The following is an 18,635-nucleotide window of genomic DNA, read 5'->3' as shown; positions in this document are numbered from 1 at the left end:
CCTTTTCTTTCGCGCCTCGTGCGCAGTCAGCCTCCCGTCCCAGATGCGAGATTGACTAGTTCCGAAACGGCCAGAGTTAAACGCCAGCGTGAGTTCGCACTCGGGCGGCGTTGCGCCGAAAGCTTGTTGAAGAAACTGGGCAACGCCGAACAGGTTTGGACCAACTCGGACCGCTCGCCTGCTTGGCCTCAAGGATTCGCTGGCTCAATTTCGCACAGCACCAACTGGACTTGGGCCGCCGTTGTCGAGCAATCGGAAGCTCTCTCGGTAGGAGTTGACACCGAGTCGATCGTAACGGCAGAAACGCGTGACAGAGTCCTCTTCGAAATCGCGGCCGACGACGAGTGGAAGATTTGCAAACGGTTTGACTTGAGCGCCGAGCAAATGTTTACGCTCGTTTTCTCCGCCAAAGAAGCGTTTTTCAAATGCTGCTACCCGCAGGTCAAACAGTTTTTTGGTTTCGAACACGCCGTTGTTGATGCCATCGGGCCAAACAGCATTCGTATCGCGACGCACCCGACTCATCCGCGTCCCGACCTTATGCCGAACGGGCTGGAGGTATTCTATTTGGTAACGCAGAACGATGTTCTCACGGCCACATGGTTGGAGGCTGTGTAGATGAACACCGAAGCTTTCTATAAACAGATCAACGACCTCACAGCGCGAGAGTTTCCCGACGTTTCGTTGAATGAGTTGATTGAGCAAACTTGCAAAAGGTTTCCCGACTCAATTGCTACGCTCGACGCGAAACGGCAACTGACCTACGCAGAACTCGACGAACGAAGCAGTCAGCTCGCGGCGTGGCTGAACGAAAACAAAGGCATCAAACGCGGCGACCTCGTCGGAGTCTGCTGTGACCGAAATGCGGAAACGCCAGTTCTGCTGCTGGGCATTTTGAAAGCCGGCGCCGGATATGTTCCGCTCGATCCCGATTATCCGTTTGAGCGACTGGCCTACATGGTCGAGGACTCAAAAATCAAACATGTCGTCGCTCACAGCGGCCAGCTCAACCTGACGGAATCGTTCGACGTTCCTGCAACGATCGTCGACCGCGACTGGGAGCAGATTGCGTCTACAACTCAATCCACGGAAGCAACATCCAAGCCAACTGACCCACAGTCGGATGTTGCTTACGTGATTTACACCTCCGGTTCGACCGGAAAACCAAAGGGCGTTGCCGTCCCGCACCGTAGCGTCGTCAACATGCTTTTTAGCATGATCGAGTCGCCGGGATTCACGCAGGGTGATCGCATTCTGGCAACGACAACGCTCTCTTTCGACATCAGCGTCGCGGAAATGTTTCTGCCGTTGATCACAGGCGGATCCGTTGCCGTCATCGACCGACAGTCTGCCAAAGACACGACTGCGCTGGTCGCGGCGATCGAAAACTTTGACGTCACATTCATGCAAGCCACTCCTGCGATGTGGCGGATGATCGTTGAAGCCGATTTCCCGGGCAAGCCAACGATGAAATTCATCACCGCTGGAGAACCGCTTCCCCGCGACCTGATTCAGCCGATGTTGAACCGTTGCGGAGAAGTTTGGAACCTGTACGGCCCGACCGAAACAACGGTTTACTCGTCAGGCACCCGCATCACTTCTGATACAGGTCGCATCCTGATTGGAGCGCCGATTGCCAACACGCAAGTCTATGTGGTTGACGAAAACGACGATCTCTGCCCGCCAGAAACAGAAGGAGAGCTTCTGATTGCCGGCGCGGGCATGACGCTAGGCTACCTCAATCGGCCAGAACTTAACGCAGAGAAATTCGTGCAGTGGAATGGCGTTCAGGTTTACCGCACCGGCGACCTCGCAAAGATGACTATCGACGGTCAGATCGACCACCTTGGTCGAATCGACGACCAAATCAAATTCAACGGTCATCGAATTGAACTTGGAGAGATCGACGCAGCAATGGCAATGCAGCCCGGTGTGCGTCAGGCGGCCACAGTGCTGCGTGAAGACCGACCGGGCGACCCCAGATTGGTTGGCTATCTGTTGGCGGCGGAAGATGAAACTCCAAACGTTGCGGAGATCCGTCGTATCCTTTCAATGCTGCTACCGGATTACATGGTTCCCAACATCATTGCGATCGTGGACCAATTCCAATACACGCCCAGTGGAAAGCTTGATCGCAAGGCGTTTGATCCGCCCTCCACTGCTCGACCAGACCTTGGTGTGGAATATGCTGCACCGAAAACGGATGAAGAAAGGAAGCTGTCGAAACTGTGGAGCGAAGTCCTGCAAATCGATCGCATCGGGTTGCGAGACAACTTTTTCGAACTGGGCGGAAACTCAATCCGCGCTGTGAAATTGGTCGCGACTGTGAAGAAAGAACTCGGCATCGACATCACCGGCGCCGAATTCTTCGACAACCCGACTATCGAGTCCTTTGTTGGCTTGAGAGAGAAAAAACAGCGATTCAAAAACGGTTTAAGTCAGAATGCTTCGCGGCGAGACACAAGCAGTAATCAATATGCGATCGTCGGCATGGCCGCCCGCATGCCGGGGGCCCGCGACCTGAATGAATTTTGGTCGAACCTGGTGAACGGAGTCGAATCGATTCGATTCTTCACGCCGGAGGAATTGGACGATACGCTCGACCCGAGCGAGACTCAGGATGCAAACTACGTCGCGGCGCGCGGCATTATCGAAGACGCCGATCACTTCGACGCGAAGTTTTTCCGTACTCCGCCGCGGACCGCGGAAATGACCTGTCCGCAGCAGCGAATCATGCTGGAACTTGCCTGGACCGCTCTCGAAGACGCCGGCGTGATCCCAAACCGAACTGACGATCAGATCGGAATCTGGGCGGGAACTTATTCGACCAGCTACTTCATCAAGAACGTGCTGACCAACCCGGACCTCGTGCGGCAAACCGGCGAATTTCAGGCCGGAGTGCTCAACGAGAAAGACTACATCGCGACTCGCGTCGCACACGCTCTCAACTTCACTGGACCGGCAATCAACGTCAACACAGCATGCTCGACTTCGCTGGTCGCGTTGATCGAAGCTTGCAAATCGCTCGAGTTTGGCCACTGCGATGTCGCTCTGGCTGGCGCCGCATCCGTGACGTTTCCGCAAAACAGCGGTCACCTCCATCAAACAGGTAGCATTTTCTCTCCCGACGGCCACTGTCGTCCATTCGATGCTGACGGAGCAGGCACTCTTTTCAGCGACGGCGCTGGAGTCGTCGTGGTAAAGCGATTGGAAGATGCGGTTGCCAGCGAAGATCGAATCTACGCGGTCATCAAAGGCTTTGGCATCAACAATGATGGCGGCGAGAAGGCCAGTTTTAGTGCGCCAAGTATTCACGGTCAGGCGAACGCGATCGCGATGGCTCAGTCGATGGCCGGAGTCAATCCGGATTCCATTGGCTACATCGAAGCACACGGTACGGCGACACCGATTGGCGATCCGATCGAAGTTTCGGCTCTTCGTACGGTGTTCGAATCGCAAACCGATGAGAAACAGTTTTGTGCCATTGGCAGCGTGAAGTCAAACTTTGGACACACGGTTTCGGCGGCAGGTATAGCGGGACTGATCAAGTCTGCGATGGCGCTGCATGATGAGCAGATTCCGGCGACTCTTCATTTCCAACGACCCAACCCACAGATTGATTTTGAGAACAGTCCGTTCTTCGTCTGTGACAAACTGACTCCGTGGAAACGCGTTGAGCAACCTCGCCGCGCCGGAGTTAGCGCGTTTGGCGTCGGCGGAACCAACGCCCATGTCTTGCTCGAAGAAGCTCCAACTACGGGAATCAATTCGCCGGCGACAACGCCTGACAATGAGTTGCCGTTCGTAATCTTTCCGGTGTCAGCAAAGTCCGAATCGGCTCTTGTCGAGAATGTCGACGCGCTGGCCAAGTACTTTGCTTCCAATGACCAGTGCTCGATCGCTCACGCCGCTTCGACATTGCAAACGCGGCGTGAAGAGTTCGCGTGGCGTGCAGCCGTTGTGGTCGATTCCGCTTCGCAGGCAGCCACTCAACTGACGGAGAAAAAGCCTCCGCAGTTCATGAAACGAAAGAGCACTGCTTCGGGACGAGACATCGTTTTCATGTTCCCTGGGCAAGGCTCGCAGTACGTTCGCATGGGCCAGAACTTATACCAGCATTCCACGGTCTTTCGTGAAAGCCTGGATCAGTGCGCGGCAATTCTGAATCCGTTGTTGGATCGCGATCTGCTTGCAGTCCTGTTTCCGAAATCGGGCGATGAGGAAGCGTCTCAAGAAATTCTTCGCAACACGCAGTTCACCCAGCCAGCGCTATTCGCACTCGAATACTCACTGGCGAAAGTATGGAAGTCATGGGGCGTCGAGCCTAAAGCACTTATCGGACATTCGATCGGTGAGTTTGCTGCGGCTTGCGCTGCCGAAGTTTTTAAACTGGAAGACGGCCTTCGCATGATCGCAAAACGCGGCCAATTGATGCAGGCATTGCCCGGCGGCAGCATGATGAGTGTTCGGTTGCCTGGCAATGTCGTTGAGCCGTTGCTGTGGGGACAGATGGCGATCGGATCGTTCAACGGGCCAAGTCTTTGTGTTGTGGCGGGACCGGACGATCAGGTTGCGGAGCTTCAATCGAAACTCGAAGCGGACGAAGTCGTCTGCCGTCACCTTCACACCTCGCATGCATTCCACTCGCCGATGATGGAAGAGATCGTCGAGCCGTTCGCCAAATTTGTAGAGCAGTTTGAGCTATCGCCACCGACGACTCCGATCCTGTCAACCGTGACCGGAGGATGGATGACGAACGAAGAGGCGACGGATCCGAACTATTGGGCCGACCATTTACGAAAGCCTGTTCGGTTCTCGGACGCCGTTACGAAACTTTGGGATGAAAAAGACGGTGATCCAAGTCGCATTCTCATTGAACTGGGACCTCGCCGGACTTTGGCAACGCTGGCAAAACAACACGCGACCGATCCGAAGAAACAAATCTCGATTCCGACGCTTGGCAACAACGCTGACGACAATGCGGAATGGCACAGCACACTTTCAGCCGTCGCCAATCTATGGCTGGCCGGAGTGAAGATCGATTGGAGCAGGCTTTCAAGCGACGGCCAACCACGACGCAAGTTGCCTCACATGAGTCTGCCAACCTATGCGTTTCAACGCGAACGTTACTTCATCAAACCCGGAACTGTTCCCGAATCATCGAATACCCAAATTCAAACTCAACCGCAACCTGCCCCCAAGAAACAAGACGCCCCACCATTGGAAAATTCAACCATGACCCGAATTCCAAACATTGTTACTGCTATCAACGAAGTGTTTGAGAACACTTCCGGGTTTGACCTTTCCGAGTTCGACGGAGATACCACGTTCTTTGAGATGGGACTCGATTCGCTCGTCCTGACGCAAACCGCGACGGCTTTGAAGAAAGAAATGAACTTTGAGGTGACGTTTCGGCAGTTGCTAGAAGAAACACCAACCGTTGATTCGCTCGCCTTATTTCTGGACGAGAACTTGCCGGCCGATCAGTTTGCCGCGGTCGAAGTCAACAAACCGGCCAACCTTGAAACGCCTGTCGAAGTTACCGCGATCTCTTCAGCGTCGGATCAGCTTTCGGATCAGCCCGAGCCGAGCATCGCTGTGACTCAACAGGAAAACGAAACGCCAATCGCAACATCGACAGCCGCGAAAAACGTGGCTCCAGTCGTCGGTTCTGCTGCGGAAGCCATCGTGCAGCAACAGCTTCAGATCATGGCGGCTCAGCTTCAAATGCTCTCCGGCTTCACATCAACGTCCAGCCAAACAGCGCCAAGCCCTAAAGCCGTTTCGACGCCCATTGTCGCAACTTCGGTACATTCCGCAGCAGAATCAAAGCCTGCGATGCCTGCGACTCCTTTACCAACTCAGAGCGAACGCCCGGAGCAGTGTGATACCGCGAAAGCAAAACGGTTTTCAACGATAAAGCTCAACGACGGCGCTCTCAACGAGTCGCAACAATCGGCACTCGATGAAATCATCCGCCAGAACAATGCGAAGATGCCCAACAGCAAGGCTTACGCGCAGTTGCACCGAAAGTATATGGCTGACCCGCGAACCGTGTCCGGATTTCGACCAAACATGAAAGAGATGACACATCCGATCGTCGTCGAACGATCCAAGGGTGTGAAACTATGGGACATCGACGGCAATGAGTACATCGATTTCACTTGCGGATTCGGTTCCAACATACTTGGACACAGTCACGAGATCACGATCAAGGCCATCACGGATCAAGTCAACAAAGACTACTCCATCGGCCCGCAGAGCCCGCTTGCCGGAGAAGTCGCCAAGCTGTTTTGCGAGTTGACGGGCAATGAACGGATGGCATTTTCCAACACCGGTTCCGAAGCTGTGCTTGGTTGCACCCGTTTGGCTCGCAACGCAACCGGGCGCGACCTGATCGTCATGTTCAACGGAGATTACCACGGAATTCTCGACGAGGTCATCGCTCGCGGTAGTAAGAAGCTAAAAAGCTTTCCTGCCGCGACCGGAATTCCCAAAGACCATGTCGGCAACACGTTGATTTTGGATTATGGAGATCCCAAGTCACTGGAAATCATCCGCGAAAGGATGGATGAGATTGCCGCAGTTTTGGTGGAACCGGTCCAAAGCCGCACTCCAGAATTGCAGCCTAAAGAATTCTTGCAGGAACTTCGCGCGATGACGGAGAACGAACCGACGTGTTTGATCTTTGACGAAGTCATCTCTGGCCTGCGAATTGGACTTGGCGGCGCACAAGAGTACTTCGGAATCAAAGCTGACCTTGCTTCCTATGGAAAAATTGTAGGCGGCGGAATGCCGATCGGCATCGTCGCCGGCAAGGCAGAATACATGGACGGGCTTGACGGCGGATACTGGCAGTACGGTGATGACAGTCGACCGGAATCAGGCATGACCTACTTTGCAGGCACCTTCGTTCGTCATCCACTCACGTTGGCGGCGTCGAAAGCGATCCTTGAACACCTTCGTGACGGCGGGCAGCCCATGTACGAATCGCTGAACGGGCTCGGCGACTACCTCGCAGACAAGCTGAATCAGGTCTTTGAAGAGATGGACGCGCCGATGTACCTCGCGAACTTTGGCTCGCTGTTCAAAATTCAGTTTCACCAGGAACTTGTATACAGCGAAGTCTTCTTTGCCGGATTGCGGCGCCGTGGAATGCACATCTGGGACCATCGCCCGTGTTTGTTGACGCTGGCTCACCAACGAAGCGACGTCGATCGACTTGCGGACGAAATGAGGCGAACGATCGCGGAATGCCAACGATACGGATTCATGCCAGGTGAAGGGCACTTAAAGTTTGTCGACGACTTTGATGCCAATCGGCCTCCTGCTTCCGGCGCCAAGATCGGCAAAGACGAAAACGGAAATCCAGGCTGGTTTGTTGCAGACACAAACAACCCCGGGCAATTCGTTCAAATTGGCTTTGCCATGCCAGGAACTGTTTGACAAATTGATTTTAATGTCGTCAACGCGGCCAAACATGAGCGGCAAGGCGGCTAGCCGCCGTTAAAAGACGCAACGGACCGACGGATGTTGCCTTGCCGCTCACATTTACCAAACAGTACCTAGTGCCATTGAAATCATCGAAAGCGTTGCTTTCAAAATTGAGAATCCAACCATGACCACCACGAACACATTCACAACCTCGTCTCCGATCGTCGCTGCTGTCGGACCGCAAGATGTCGTCAAGCGATACGCTGCGAGCGAAGCTCAAATCGAAGTCTGGCTGTCGAGTTCGCAAAGCGTTGAGGCGAACTGCGCGTACAACGAAATCGCATCGCTGACTTTTGCGGGCCAGCTTGACGTTCAGCGTTTGCAGCAGTCGATCGAGAAAGTCGTCCATCGTCACGGTTCGCTGCGTAGTACGTTTAGCGAAGACGGCCTGCAAGTGCTTGAACATCGAGCAGTAAACTACGGATTTGAATTCGTAGACTTCAGCGACAAATCCGCCGAAGAGCTCGAGCTTCTGACACAGGAAGTCGTCCTCAAGCAGGCCAGCACGCCTTTCGATCTGGTTCGCGGTCCGCTGCTCCGATTCGTGCTACAGAAATTGGATGACTCAAACTACAAGCTGACTTTTGCGGCCCACCACCTGATCCTCGACGGATGGTCGCTGTCTGTGTTCTGCAAAGACCTCGGTCATTTTTATGCCGAACCAGATGGCGACGATCAGGGGAAATCGACGCTCGCTGACGACTACGAACAGTACTCCCAGCAACTAGACTCCTATCTGATTTCGGATGCCGGAAAAGCTGACGAGTCATTTTGGGTCAGCCAGTTCGTGGACGAAATACCTGCCCTGGACTTACCGACTGAAAACAAGCGGCCGCCGCTGCGAACCTACTTCGGGCATCGCTATGACCATCAGCTTTCGAGTGAACTGGTGGAACGCGTTCGTAAGGTCGGCGCCAAATCCGGATGCAGTTTGTTCAACATCATGCTGGCAGCCTTCAACGCATGGGTCGCCCGAATCAGCGGCAACGATGACTTCTGCGTCGGGATTCCAACGGCAGGACAAGCCGCGATGGACATGCCCGAACTGATTGGTCATTGTGTCAACACGATGCCGCTGCGAACAAAAGTGGACGTCGACGGTCCGTTTGTTGACTACATGAAATCCTGTCGTGGCACTCTGCTCGATTCGCTTGATCACCAGCGATACTCATACGGCACTCTGCTGCGCAAACTTGCTCCGCCGCGCGACCCGTCACGGCCACCGATGCTTGCCATTTCGTTCAACATTGATCCGGTGGTCGATGCGAGCGAACTGGGTTTCCACAAATTGAAAGCCGAACTTTCAATTGAACCGAGGAAATTCGAGAACTTTGAATGGTTCATCAACGGGGTGATTCAGAAAGACAAATCGATCGAGTTGCAGATTCAATTCAACACCGACTTGTATTCGGCTCAGGCGATGAAGGGTCTCTTTGAAGGCTTCGAAGCGTTCCTTGAGCAAGTTGCTGATGACCCGCAAGCCACGATTGCTGACTTGCACGTCATGAGCATTCCGCAGCGGCAAAAAGTACTGGTCGAATGGAACGCGACGGAGCAAGATTATCCGACCGAGTCGACGTTGCACGAAGAGTTCCACCGGCAGGCCGAGGAAACGCCTGATCAAATTGCCGTAACGTTTGAGAATACTTCGTTGAGCTATCGCGAAGTAGAGCAGCGTTCGAACCAGGTTGCCCGTGTGCTGCGTGAACAGGGCATCGGAGCTGGCGATCTGGTTGGCATCTGTGTCAATCGAAGCGCGGAAATGCTGGTCTATTTGTACGGAATCATGAAGTCCGGCGCTGGATACGTTCCGCTCGATCCGGCCTATCCGAGCGATCGCCTGAGGTACATGTGCGATCATTCCGGGCTAAAGCTGGTCGTCACAGAATCGGAACTCGGTTCGCGGGTCGCTGATTTTGGCAAACCACAACTTGCGATCGATGAAGTTGATTTCAGGAACGGCGAAATTTCCTCCGAGCCTGTTGAAAACAACGCTACACCATACGACGTTTGCTACGTAATTTACACTTCCGGATCGACGGGCAAACCGAAAGGCGTGCAGGTTCCTCACGGTTCGGTCGTCAACTTTCTATACGCAATGCAGCAGACGCCAGGCTTCGACAAAACAGATTCCGTGTTGGCGGTCACAACACTTTCATTCGACATCGCCGTTCTCGAACTCTATCTGCCGACGATTTCCGGTGGTCAAGTCGTGATTGTCGACAGTGTGACTGCCGCTGACGGAGCCAAGCTCGCCGAACGTTTGGAAGCGGATGACATTTCACTGCTACAGGCAACTCCAGCAACCTGGCGGATGATGATCGAAGCCGGTTGGAATGGAAAACGCGATCTGAAAGTACTTTGCGGCGGCGAACCGATGCCTCAAGACCTCGTTGCGCCGTTGCTGGATCGCTGCGGCGAGCTTTGGAACATGTACGGTCCAACCGAAACGACGGTTTGGTCTGCGGCCTATCGAATCACAGAACCTGATAGGCCGATTCTTATCGGAAAACCAATCGGAAACACGCAGATTTACATTCTGGATTCCAAAGGAAATGAAGTTCCTGTCGGAAGCGAAGGCGAGATCTACATCGGCGGCGCTGGTGTGACGCTTGGATATCTGAATCAGAGTGAAATGACCGATCAGAGATTCATCCGCAATCGGTACCGCAACCCGTTCGTTGACTACGTAAGCGATCGACTCTACAAGACTGGCGACCTGGCAAAGTTTCGTCTCGACGGAAACATCGAGTTCCTGCGCCGTAATGACAAACAGGTCAAAGTTCGCGGCTTTCGAATCGAGTTGGGTGAGATCGAACAAATCCTGAAGTCAAACCACTCCGTCGCGAATTGCGTGGTGCTTGTGCGAGAAGCAGCGGCCGGTGACGCACGGCTGGTGGCTTACGTGGTTTTGCATTCTGGTGAAACTTCGAACGCTGGGCAGCTTCGTGATCACGTTCGGCAGTCACTTCCGTACTACATGGTTCCGCAACATTTTGTCTTTCTGGAATCCTTGCCGCAAACCAATAACGGCAAGATCGACCACAAAGCACTTCCGGCTCCAATCGGCAACGGTAGCGAGGATGCGTCGGAAGAAGAGCTGCCTCTTCCGGTTACCGCTGCGGAGAAGTTCGTAGCCAAGGTTTGGGAACAGACTCTGGAGATCGATGACGTTCGGACGAATGACACGTTCTTTGACATCGGAGGTCATTCGCTGTTGGTGATGAAAGTCATTGCGGCAGTTGAGGACAAAACCGGCGTCAAACTGGGGCCACAGGAATTTCTGATTTCGACGTTAGCGCAAATGGCAGAGAAAATTGCAGCGGCGCATACGTTCGCAGATGACGAAAACCAGTCGATCAATGATGACTCAACCGAAAAAGCCAAAGCGGAGCCGGAGCAGACCGACCCCGAGACAAGCGACGCGGTGCAGTCGGAGAGCAAGGGCGCATTTCGATTGCTCAAAGGTTTCTGGAATTGAAAACGATGATCAAGCAGCACTTTTTTGGACATCCCGAGTCGCCATTGTTTGGTGTGTACCACCGACCGCGTGGCAAAGCCGCCAATGGACGGTCTGTCCGTGCTGCCGTGATCTGCCCTTCGATTGGACAGGAATATAATCGCACGCACTGGACGCTGCGGTTGATGGCCAACCAGATTGCGAGAAAGGGAGTTCACGTTTTGCGCATGGACTACCACGGAATCGGTGACTCGGCGCAGTGCGTCGATCAGATCGAGAGCCTCGTTTCGTGGCACCGAAACATCCTGCAATCGATCGAGCATATCAAACGTGAAAGCGGGGCTGAAACGGTGATGCTGGTCGGGCACCGTTTCGGCGCAGCACTGGCTGCACAAGTCGCCAGGCAACGCCCGGACGTCAACGGAATCGTGATGTGGGAACCCGTTCTCTGCGGACGGAGCTATCTCGACTCGCTGCGGAAAATGCACGAATCAATGCTGGACCTGTGGGTCTGCAAGATGTCGACTCCGAACGACGATTCCATCGAAGAAATATTGGGCTCTCGTTACCAACGTTGCCTGTTGGAACAGATCGAAGCGATGAAGATTGAACTGGCGGACGTCATTCAACCACAACTGATTGCCGACCAACGATCAAAAGCAAAGTCATACTCACATCCGGAACCCGGCACGCAATTGATTATCGAGGATCCCCGTCCGGGATCATGGAACGATCTCAATGAACTTGAACTGGCATGGCTGCGTCCCAAAGTGATGCGGCAGATCGTAAAAAAGATCGACGACATGTTTTCGAGGCTCGATCGTTTCGGCGCTTTGCGTCTTTGTATGGAGACAATCCGGTGAAAGAAACTGTTTGCAACTTTGGGCCTGAGAAACGCCTGTTTGGAATTCTGACGACGCCAGATGAGGACGTTCGCATCCCCAACGCACCGATCGCCTTAATTCTCAATGCAGGAATCGTTCATCGAGTGGGTCCGTTTCGAATCCATGTTGATATCGCCAGACAGTTGGCCGCTGCCGGATTCTCAACGCTGCGATTGGACTTGTCGGGACTTGGCGACAGTGCGCCACGAACGGGATCTTATGAAATCGAAGACCGTGCGGTGCTGGATGTCGGCGACGCGATGGATTTCCTGCAACGTGAAACGGGCGTTGACCAGTTCGCTTTGTTGGGACTCTGCAGCGGCGCCTACAACGCTCATCGAGTCGCTGTAAAAGACAAGAGGATTGTGGGGACAGTGTTTCTGGATGGAATTGTGTTTCGAACGTTTGGCTACTATTTCCGTCGCTTCACACGATACTTTCGCTATCGATTTTGGCGAAACGCGATCCGACGTCGGCTTTCGAGCAGCCGCGGCGAAGTCGATGCCGAGACCAGCGCTTTCAATGAAAGCGAGTTTTTCGATGTTGGTTTGAACCGAGATGTGGTCGTCGAACAGCTGAACTTGCTGATGCACCGCGATGTTCAGATGCTTTTCCTGTACACCGATGGCTACGACGACATCGTTGGTCGTTCGCAGTTTCAGGAGATGTATGGCCTGAGACCGGATGACGGACAGCTTCAGGTTGAGTACTATCCGAAATCTGAGCACACGTTTCGTCTGATCGAAAATCGTCGCGCCGCCTGCGATCGAATCACGGACTGGATTGTGGGACGATTTGCCAAACCGATGTTGATCGGACGATAACTACTGATCGGCAGAAGAGTCCAATGCTGCTTCCTTCAATTGCTTGCGAGCGAGTTCCACCTTTTGATCATCCAGAGGAACTCCAGACTCTCGGGCAGCGATAAACTCTTCGAGCAAGTTGCCTACTTTTCCATCGTCGCCAAGCTCATTGTAAACAGCGGCCAACCCCCAAATCTGACCCTGAGCAATCACACTCTTGCGACCAAACTCTTTTTCAGCGAGCGACAGAAGTCGAAGGCGAATCTTCACGCACTGGTCCAGGTCTCCGGTGATGCCCCATGCATTTGCGACATTGCCGTAGATGACAAGCATGTTGGGATGTGTTTCGCCCAAGTCTTCCAAAACCGCCTCACAGCACCGTTGCATTTCCGGCAGCAATTCGATCATTCGTTTCTTGCAATTTGGGATGGCAGAGTTCATTCCGCAAGTTACCAGCACGCTATCAAACGCAAGCAGCGTAGGCATTGCATCGAATCCGTATTTTCGCTGAGCATGGATCAGCGTTTGTTCCGACAGACTCAACGCGTCTTTGAATTTTCCGCGTTGACGCAGTTTGGCCGCCATGGCGTAGGCTGCGCTGATCGAACTGCTGTGCTCTGAGCCGTAAATTTTGATGTAGTTGTCGAAGGCATCGTTCAAAAGCTCAAAATTTCCGTCGTTCATGGCACTGGAATAGTTGCAACATGCCACTCGAAATTTCGCATAGGACACGTAGCGTTGCTTGTACCTGTCCGGAAGACCACTTTCCGGGAGCCAATTTTCCAGACGTTCGAACCCGTTCTTTGCGTCGACGATTGTTTCTTTCGCGAGTTTCGACAATTGAAACTGTGATTCGGCAAAGTAGATAAGTGCATCCGCTTTGGTCTGCGTTTCCTGAGTCGGGCTCTCGATAATTCGTTCAATGCTCGCCCCCAAGGAAGCAGCTGATTCGTCAAACTTTCCCTGCGCCATCACGGCCGCCGCGAGTCGAACCTGCAATCGATCTTTTTGATCAGAGGTCAATCGATCGCCGCCGATTTTAATCGCCTGCTCAACCACTTCCCGGGATTCCTCAGGGTGGCCAAGAGTCGCAAGCGTCCGTCCGAGTGTCCCCATGAGTCTGCTGGCGCTCTCTGGATCTGCCGATTCAGCGATAAGATCGACACTATCAATAAGACGGATCGCCAGCCGATCACGAAGATCAGGCTCCGACAAAACATCTCCGTCAAGGTTGTAGTCCAGATCGTTGAAAATCGACTCCAGCACTTCGACTTGTCGTTGCGAGTCATCTCGCGCCGCAGAAATCTCTGCGTTGGACCAGGCCATCGCCGTCAATCCAATCGTCAATCCTGCAAACGCCAAACCGAGACTGAAAGCGACGACCGGATTCCGCTTTGCCCAACGAGTCAGCAAGTAGAATGGGCTTCGAGGTTTCGCTTGAACCGGAATGCCATCGAGGAATCTTCCCAGGTCGCCTGCCAACTCAAAAGCACTTGGGTACCGATCGGCAGCATCTTTACGGAGGCATTTTTCGCAAATTGCAATCAGGTCTGCAGGTACATCCTTGCGAAACGACGCGATCGGCACCGGAGTTTCTGTTTCGATCGCCCGGATCGTTCCCGAATAGCCAGTTTTTCGATGCGGTGTTTTGCCAACAAGCATTTCATACAGCACGGTGCCCAACGAGTAGACATCTGATGGTGGTCCGATCTCAGACTCCGAACGAACCTGCTCGGGCGACATGTATGCCGGCGTTCCAAGGATCGAACCATCGACGGTGTTAAACTCAGAGGCTTCAACATCAGCGAAATGTTTGGCCAGACCAAAGTCCGTGACGCAAACGGATTCGTTCCAGGGAGTCGATCCTTTTTCGCCACTTCCTTCAATCAAAACGTTGGCTGGTTTAATATCCCGATGCAAGATTCCTTTGGCGTGCGCGTGGGCGACGGCATCAGCAATACGTTTCAGTGCTGAAGCTACTTCCTTCGCGGGAAGCGGCTGCTTTCGAGTCTTGAGAAAGCTGTGCAGGCTACATCCTTCGATCCATTTGAACGCGATAAATGGTTGTCCGTCGGCGCCTCCGGCTTCATAGACTGGAACAACACCGGGGTGTGAAAGCATCGCAACCGCCCGGGCTTCGCGTTGAAACCGCTCGATCGCATTTTGGTCCCCAAGTCGCTCGACGAGCGGAACTTTCAGTGCAACGCTGCGTTGCAAATTGACGTCTCGAGCCTGATACACATTCGCAAAACCTCCTTGGGCAGCCAGTCGAACGATCTCGTAACGTCCGATCTGATCCGGGATATTTGCATGCGATCGAGCAGGATTGTCGGGCGCTGTTTCCTGGGAGCGGGCAGTCTCAACCAAAACTCTGGAGATCTTCTCAGAGTCACTTTCTTTCAGTTGGTTGAGCAAGTTCATACATTGGCCAGCGCCAAAGAGTTCTGCCAGCTCGGACTCTGAAAGACCTTCCAACTGTTTTTCGATCACCGATTTGTCATCGCCCGAATCCTCGAGCTCGCAAAGCTTCTGCAAAAGTGAAGCCAGCGATGCTTCCTCGCCAGGATCGGATTCATCGATCGGACTCATTCATCTTCCTCGGCTTTTACCATGCGTTTTTGCAGCCGTATCAACGTTCGGTACCAGGTTTTGGTGATCGCATCCTGGGAACGATTTAGTTTATTGGCGATCTCGCGAAACGAAAGTTTCTCAAACGCACGCAACTGAACAACCTGCTTTGGAAATTCGTCCAATTCATTGATCACCGTTTGCAATTGAGCAAGCTGTTCATTGCGAATCGCATTGCTGGCAGGTGTCGGATCTTCGAGCACGACATTGCTTCCCGGCCCCGATGCCGCACCATCAAGAGAGCGTTCCCGTTTAACGTCCCGGCGCTGACGGTTGAGCTCACGGTTGATTTGCCGAATCTCGTTGATGACCAGCGTTTTTAGCCAACCGCGAAACTCGGCGCTTGATGATCCGCGAAAGCTTTCAAAGTTTTCGATGACTTTGACGAAGGACTGTTGCACGATGTCAGACACGCCATGCTTGTTCCGAAACCAGTCCGCATTGTGCCGGGAGGCCATGGAGATGACATAAGGTTGAAGCTGGCGAAGCACCTTCGCGCGCGCGTCCGCATTTCCGTCGCGTGCTTCGCGAATCAGCAACGTTATCGAACTGACCTCAATCGCCGATACCGCGGGCTGAGCCGCGGTATCGGGCACCCCGGTTTGCTCTTCCATTGTTCCCACCAACTCCAATACACATCCTCCGCTTCATTCATGATGCCAATTGGAGCTCGTTTTTGCCAACAATTTCTTATCTTTTTTGCGGGGCGAATACAGGCTTTTCGAACGTGGAATCGTCAATCGACAAGAATCTTTGGCCAAATACTTACTGTCCGGCATCAATTCCTATGAACCGCGTAGGTCGTGGTCTTTCGTTGGACCACATTTCTGCTCGCAATCGCGAACGACTTAGACTCAGTAAGGAAGACCATGAAATTTCTGAATATCCACAGATCACCGATGCTGCACGGCATCGCCACATTGACTGCGATCGCACTTTTCACGCCGACGACGGTGTCCGCTCAGATTTCTCTACCGCGCAACGTAGTTACTTACATAGATTCGGAATACACGATATCGAATGGCACCAACGATATCTCGGACAGCCTCGACGACTCCGAGTTTTCGGACACTGGATATCTCTCAGCCAGCCTGGATGGCGCAATGAATCAGCTCGTTGATACTTCGACAGTGCAGTCAGTGTTTAACCTCGATGCCGCAAGCGGAAAGATTACGTCCAGCATGGATGTCGACTTGAGCCTCATCGGCTACAACGGCAGTGACTATGGCTGGGGTGAGTACACGCTCGAGGGAAACACCGAAGCTTTCATTCAGGACGTCATCAACATCAATGACAACAGTTTTGGATTCATGGAAATAAGCATCGGATACGACGGATCGATGTTGCATGAACTGAGATTGGATTCACAGGACGAATCTTCCGCCGGAATCGAGACTCATTCGAACCTGAGAACGTTTTTGTCGTGGGAACCGGACGCAGTTGCAGATCTGTTTTTTACGGACGGCGATCAAGTCTCAAGTAGCGATACGCTGAATGAAGAGATTGCTGGATTCGATCCAAAGTCGAAAACGAATTCGCTAACAGTCGATTCTCTCTCCCAGCCCGCAATTATCCCATTGCTCGGGGATCCGGCATCCTTCACCCTCAGCATTGGCTGGGATGAGCTCGCCCGTACACGAATCTACAACGTGGATGCTCTGTGGGCCGAATCAAGCATCTCTCATGACTTCATGTCCACTGCGAACCTACAGTTGAATTTCTATGATGAAAACATGAACCCCATGGCAGCTCCAAGCTACACATCGTCACAAGGCATCAACTATCAATTCTCAGCCGTTCCCGAACCTTCCTCGTTGGTCGTGCTCAACTTGTTGACGAGCGTTCTGATCTTGCGACGACGTCGGCAAATCCAGGCACTGTTTGACAATTGATTTTCATGTCATCAACGTGGCCAAACATGAGCGGCAAGGCGCTAGCCGCCGTTAAAAAGCGCAACGGAACGGCGGCTAGCGCCTTGCCGCTCAGATCTACCAAACAGTGCCTGGAGCGTCAAACTCAAACGTCGAAAGTCGTGCACAAAAAAATGGCGGCCCTCTCAGGCCGCCATTCTGTGTTACGTCTGTAAATTCAGGCAGGTTATCCGCCGAAGTCGTCGAAGGAGATGTTCTCAGGCTCGACACCGAACTCTTCGCACATCTGCATCACGCACTTGTTCATCATCGGAGGACCACAGAAGTAGTACTCGATGTCTTCCGGAGCAGGATGGTCTTTCAAGTAGTTGTCGATGACGACCTGGTGAATGAAACCGGTCATCCCGGTCCAATTGTCTTCCGGTAACGGCTCGGAAAGAGCCAGGTTGAACGTGAAGTTCGGGAAGTCTTTTTCGATCTGACGGAATTCGTCAATGTAGAACAACTCGCGAAGGCTACGACCGCCGTACCAGTACGAAACTTTGCGACCGGTCTTGAGGTTCTTGAACAGCTCGAAGATATGACTTCGCAGCGGAGCCATACCGGCACCACCACCAACGTACAGCATCTCCGCTTCCGTTTCCTTGATGAAGAACTCACCGTAAGGTCCTGAGATCGTGACTTTGTCGCCCGGTTTCAGGTTGAAAATGTATGACGACATCTTTCCCGGTGGCGTGTCTTCCGGAGCACGTGGCGGCGGCGAAGCGACACGAACGTTGAGCATGATGATGCCCTTTTCGCCCGGGTAGTTGGCCATCGAGTAAGCACGAACAACGGTTTCGTCGACAACTGAGGTGTAACGCCAAACGTTGTACTTGTCCCAATCCGGATGATATTCGTCCTGGATGTCGAAGTCTTTGTAGTGAACGGTGTGAGGTGGGCATTCGATCTGAATGTAGCCACCAGCTTTGAAATCGACGTCTTCGCCTTCTGGCAACTCGAGCACAAGCTCTTTAATGAACGTCGCGACGTTATCGTTCGAGCGAACGGTGCATTCCCACTTCTTGGTTTCGAACGCTTCTTCTGGAACTTCGACTTCCATGTCCTGCTTGACCGCCACCTGACATGAAAGACGGCAGCCTTCGCGGGCTTCGCCTTTGTTGATGTGCCCTTTTTCGGTGTCCAGAATATCTCCGCCACCGGACAGGACTTTGACTTTGCACTGAGCACAGGTACCGCCACCGCCGCAAGCCGAAGACACAAGAATGCCTCCTTCAGCGAGTGCTCCCATCAGTTTGCCGCCGGCAGGAACTTCGATCTCACGCTGACCGTTGACCATGATTTTGACTTCACCCGTATTCACCAGGGAATTGCGAGCAAGCAAGATCAGCCCAACCAACGCCAGAATGACCAAGGTGAAAACGAGTACGCCAAAGAAAATTGAAGGCATCATGACTTTTTAACCAACCAAAGTTCGAAGGTTGAAAATTGCGAG

The 18,635-nt window shown here is 53.2% G+C and carries 9 protein-coding genes; 6 read left to right on the top strand and 3 right to left on the bottom strand.

Features of this window, described 5'->3' with window-relative positions; translation table 11 throughout:
• The first annotated feature begins 51 nt into the window (after window positions 1-51).
• The 5 genes from MFFC18_RS09410 to MFFC18_RS09390 all read left to right on the top strand — a co-directional run bounded on the left by MFFC18_RS09410 (window position 52) and on the right by MFFC18_RS09390 (window position 12,662).
• Complete coding sequence (locus tag MFFC18_RS09410; RefSeq protein WP_157665018.1) at window positions 52-618, top strand: 4'-phosphopantetheinyl transferase family protein; 567 nt, start codon at window positions 52-54, stop codon at window positions 616-618.
• Window positions 619-7,446, top strand: a complete 6,828-nt coding sequence (locus tag MFFC18_RS09405; RefSeq protein ID WP_075082247.1) for a type I polyketide synthase — start codon at window positions 619-621, stop codon at window positions 7,444-7,446. It abuts the gene before it with no gap.
• A 172-nt stretch (window positions 7,447-7,618) separates the two neighbouring features.
• Window positions 7,619-10,975: a non-ribosomal peptide synthetase gene (locus tag MFFC18_RS09400; RefSeq protein ID WP_075082246.1), complete on the top strand. Its 3,357-nt coding sequence runs from the start codon at window positions 7,619-7,621 to the stop codon at window positions 10,973-10,975.
• 5 nt (window positions 10,976-10,980) lie between these two features.
• Window positions 10,981-11,817 (top strand): serine aminopeptidase domain-containing protein, encoded by an 837-nt coding sequence (locus MFFC18_RS09395; protein ID WP_148618762.1) that lies wholly within the window; start codon window positions 10,981-10,983, stop codon window positions 11,815-11,817.
• Window positions 11,814-12,662 (top strand): alpha/beta hydrolase, encoded by an 849-nt coding sequence (locus tag MFFC18_RS09390; protein WP_157665017.1) that lies wholly within the window; start codon window positions 11,814-11,816, stop codon window positions 12,660-12,662. Before MFFC18_RS09395 ends, MFFC18_RS09390 begins: the two co-directional genes overlap by 4 nt.
• Here the strand turns inward: MFFC18_RS09390 and MFFC18_RS09385 are convergent, their stop codons facing one another.
• A complete protein-coding gene (locus MFFC18_RS09385; RefSeq protein ID WP_075082243.1) occupies window positions 12,663-15,230 on the bottom strand; it encodes a serine/threonine protein kinase in 2,568 nt (855 codons plus the stop codon). It abuts the gene before it with no gap.
• Window positions 15,227-15,883 carry a sigma-70 family RNA polymerase sigma factor gene (locus MFFC18_RS09380; RefSeq protein WP_075082242.1) on the bottom strand — a complete coding sequence of 219 codons (657 nt, stop codon included), beginning with the start codon at window positions 15,881-15,883 and terminating at the stop codon, window positions 15,227-15,229. The genes MFFC18_RS09385 and MFFC18_RS09380 overlap by 4 nt, the downstream gene beginning before the upstream one ends.
• Before the next feature lie 255 nt (window positions 15,884-16,138).
• Here MFFC18_RS09380 and MFFC18_RS09375 point away from each other — a divergent pair, with 255 nt between their 5' ends.
• On the top strand, window positions 16,139-17,161 hold the full coding sequence (locus tag MFFC18_RS09375; protein WP_084416777.1) for a PEP-CTERM sorting domain-containing protein: 1,023 nt from the start codon (window positions 16,139-16,141) through the stop codon (window positions 17,159-17,161).
• Window positions 17,162-17,366: 205 nt separating this feature from the next.
• Here MFFC18_RS09375 and nqrF read toward each other — a convergent pair whose 3' ends face one another.
• Window positions 17,367-18,593, bottom strand: a complete 1,227-nt coding sequence (nqrF, locus tag MFFC18_RS09370; protein WP_075082240.1) for an NADH:ubiquinone reductase (Na(+)-transporting) subunit F — start codon at window positions 18,591-18,593, stop codon at window positions 17,367-17,369.
• Between the last annotated feature and the right edge of the window lie 42 nt (window positions 18,594-18,635).

The organism is Mariniblastus fucicola (assembly GCF_008087665.1).
Taxonomy (GTDB): Bacteria; Planctomycetota; Planctomycetia; order Pirellulales; family Pirellulaceae; genus Mariniblastus; species Mariniblastus fucicola.
Note: the sequence above shows the minus strand (reverse complement) of the source record. Positions and strands in the feature narration are given on the sequence as shown.

Bases quoted from the DNA above. Each gene is read 5' to 3' on its own strand.
- MFFC18_RS09405 (WP_075082247.1), top strand. From the start codon at position 619: ATGAACACCGAAGCTTTCTATAAACAGATCAACGACCTCACAGCGCGA.
- MFFC18_RS09400 (WP_075082246.1), top strand. From the start codon at position 7,619: ATGACCACCACGAACACATTCACAACCTCGTCTCCGATCGTCGCTGCT.
- MFFC18_RS09395 (WP_148618762.1), top strand. From the start codon at position 10,981: ATGATCAAGCAGCACTTTTTTGGACATCCCGAGTCGCCATTGTTTGGT.
- MFFC18_RS09385 (WP_075082243.1), bottom strand. From the start codon at position 15,230: ATGAGTCCGATCGATGAATCCGATCCTGGCGAGGAAGCATCGCTGGCT.
- MFFC18_RS09380 (WP_075082242.1), bottom strand. From the start codon at position 15,883: ATGGAAGAGCAAACCGGGGTGCCCGATACCGCGGCTCAGCCCGCGGTA.
- MFFC18_RS09375 (WP_084416777.1), top strand. From the start codon at position 16,139: ATGAAATTTCTGAATATCCACAGATCACCGATGCTGCACGGCATCGCC.
- nqrF (WP_075082240.1), bottom strand. From the start codon at position 18,593: ATGATGCCTTCAATTTTCTTTGGCGTACTCGTTTTCACCTTGGTCATT.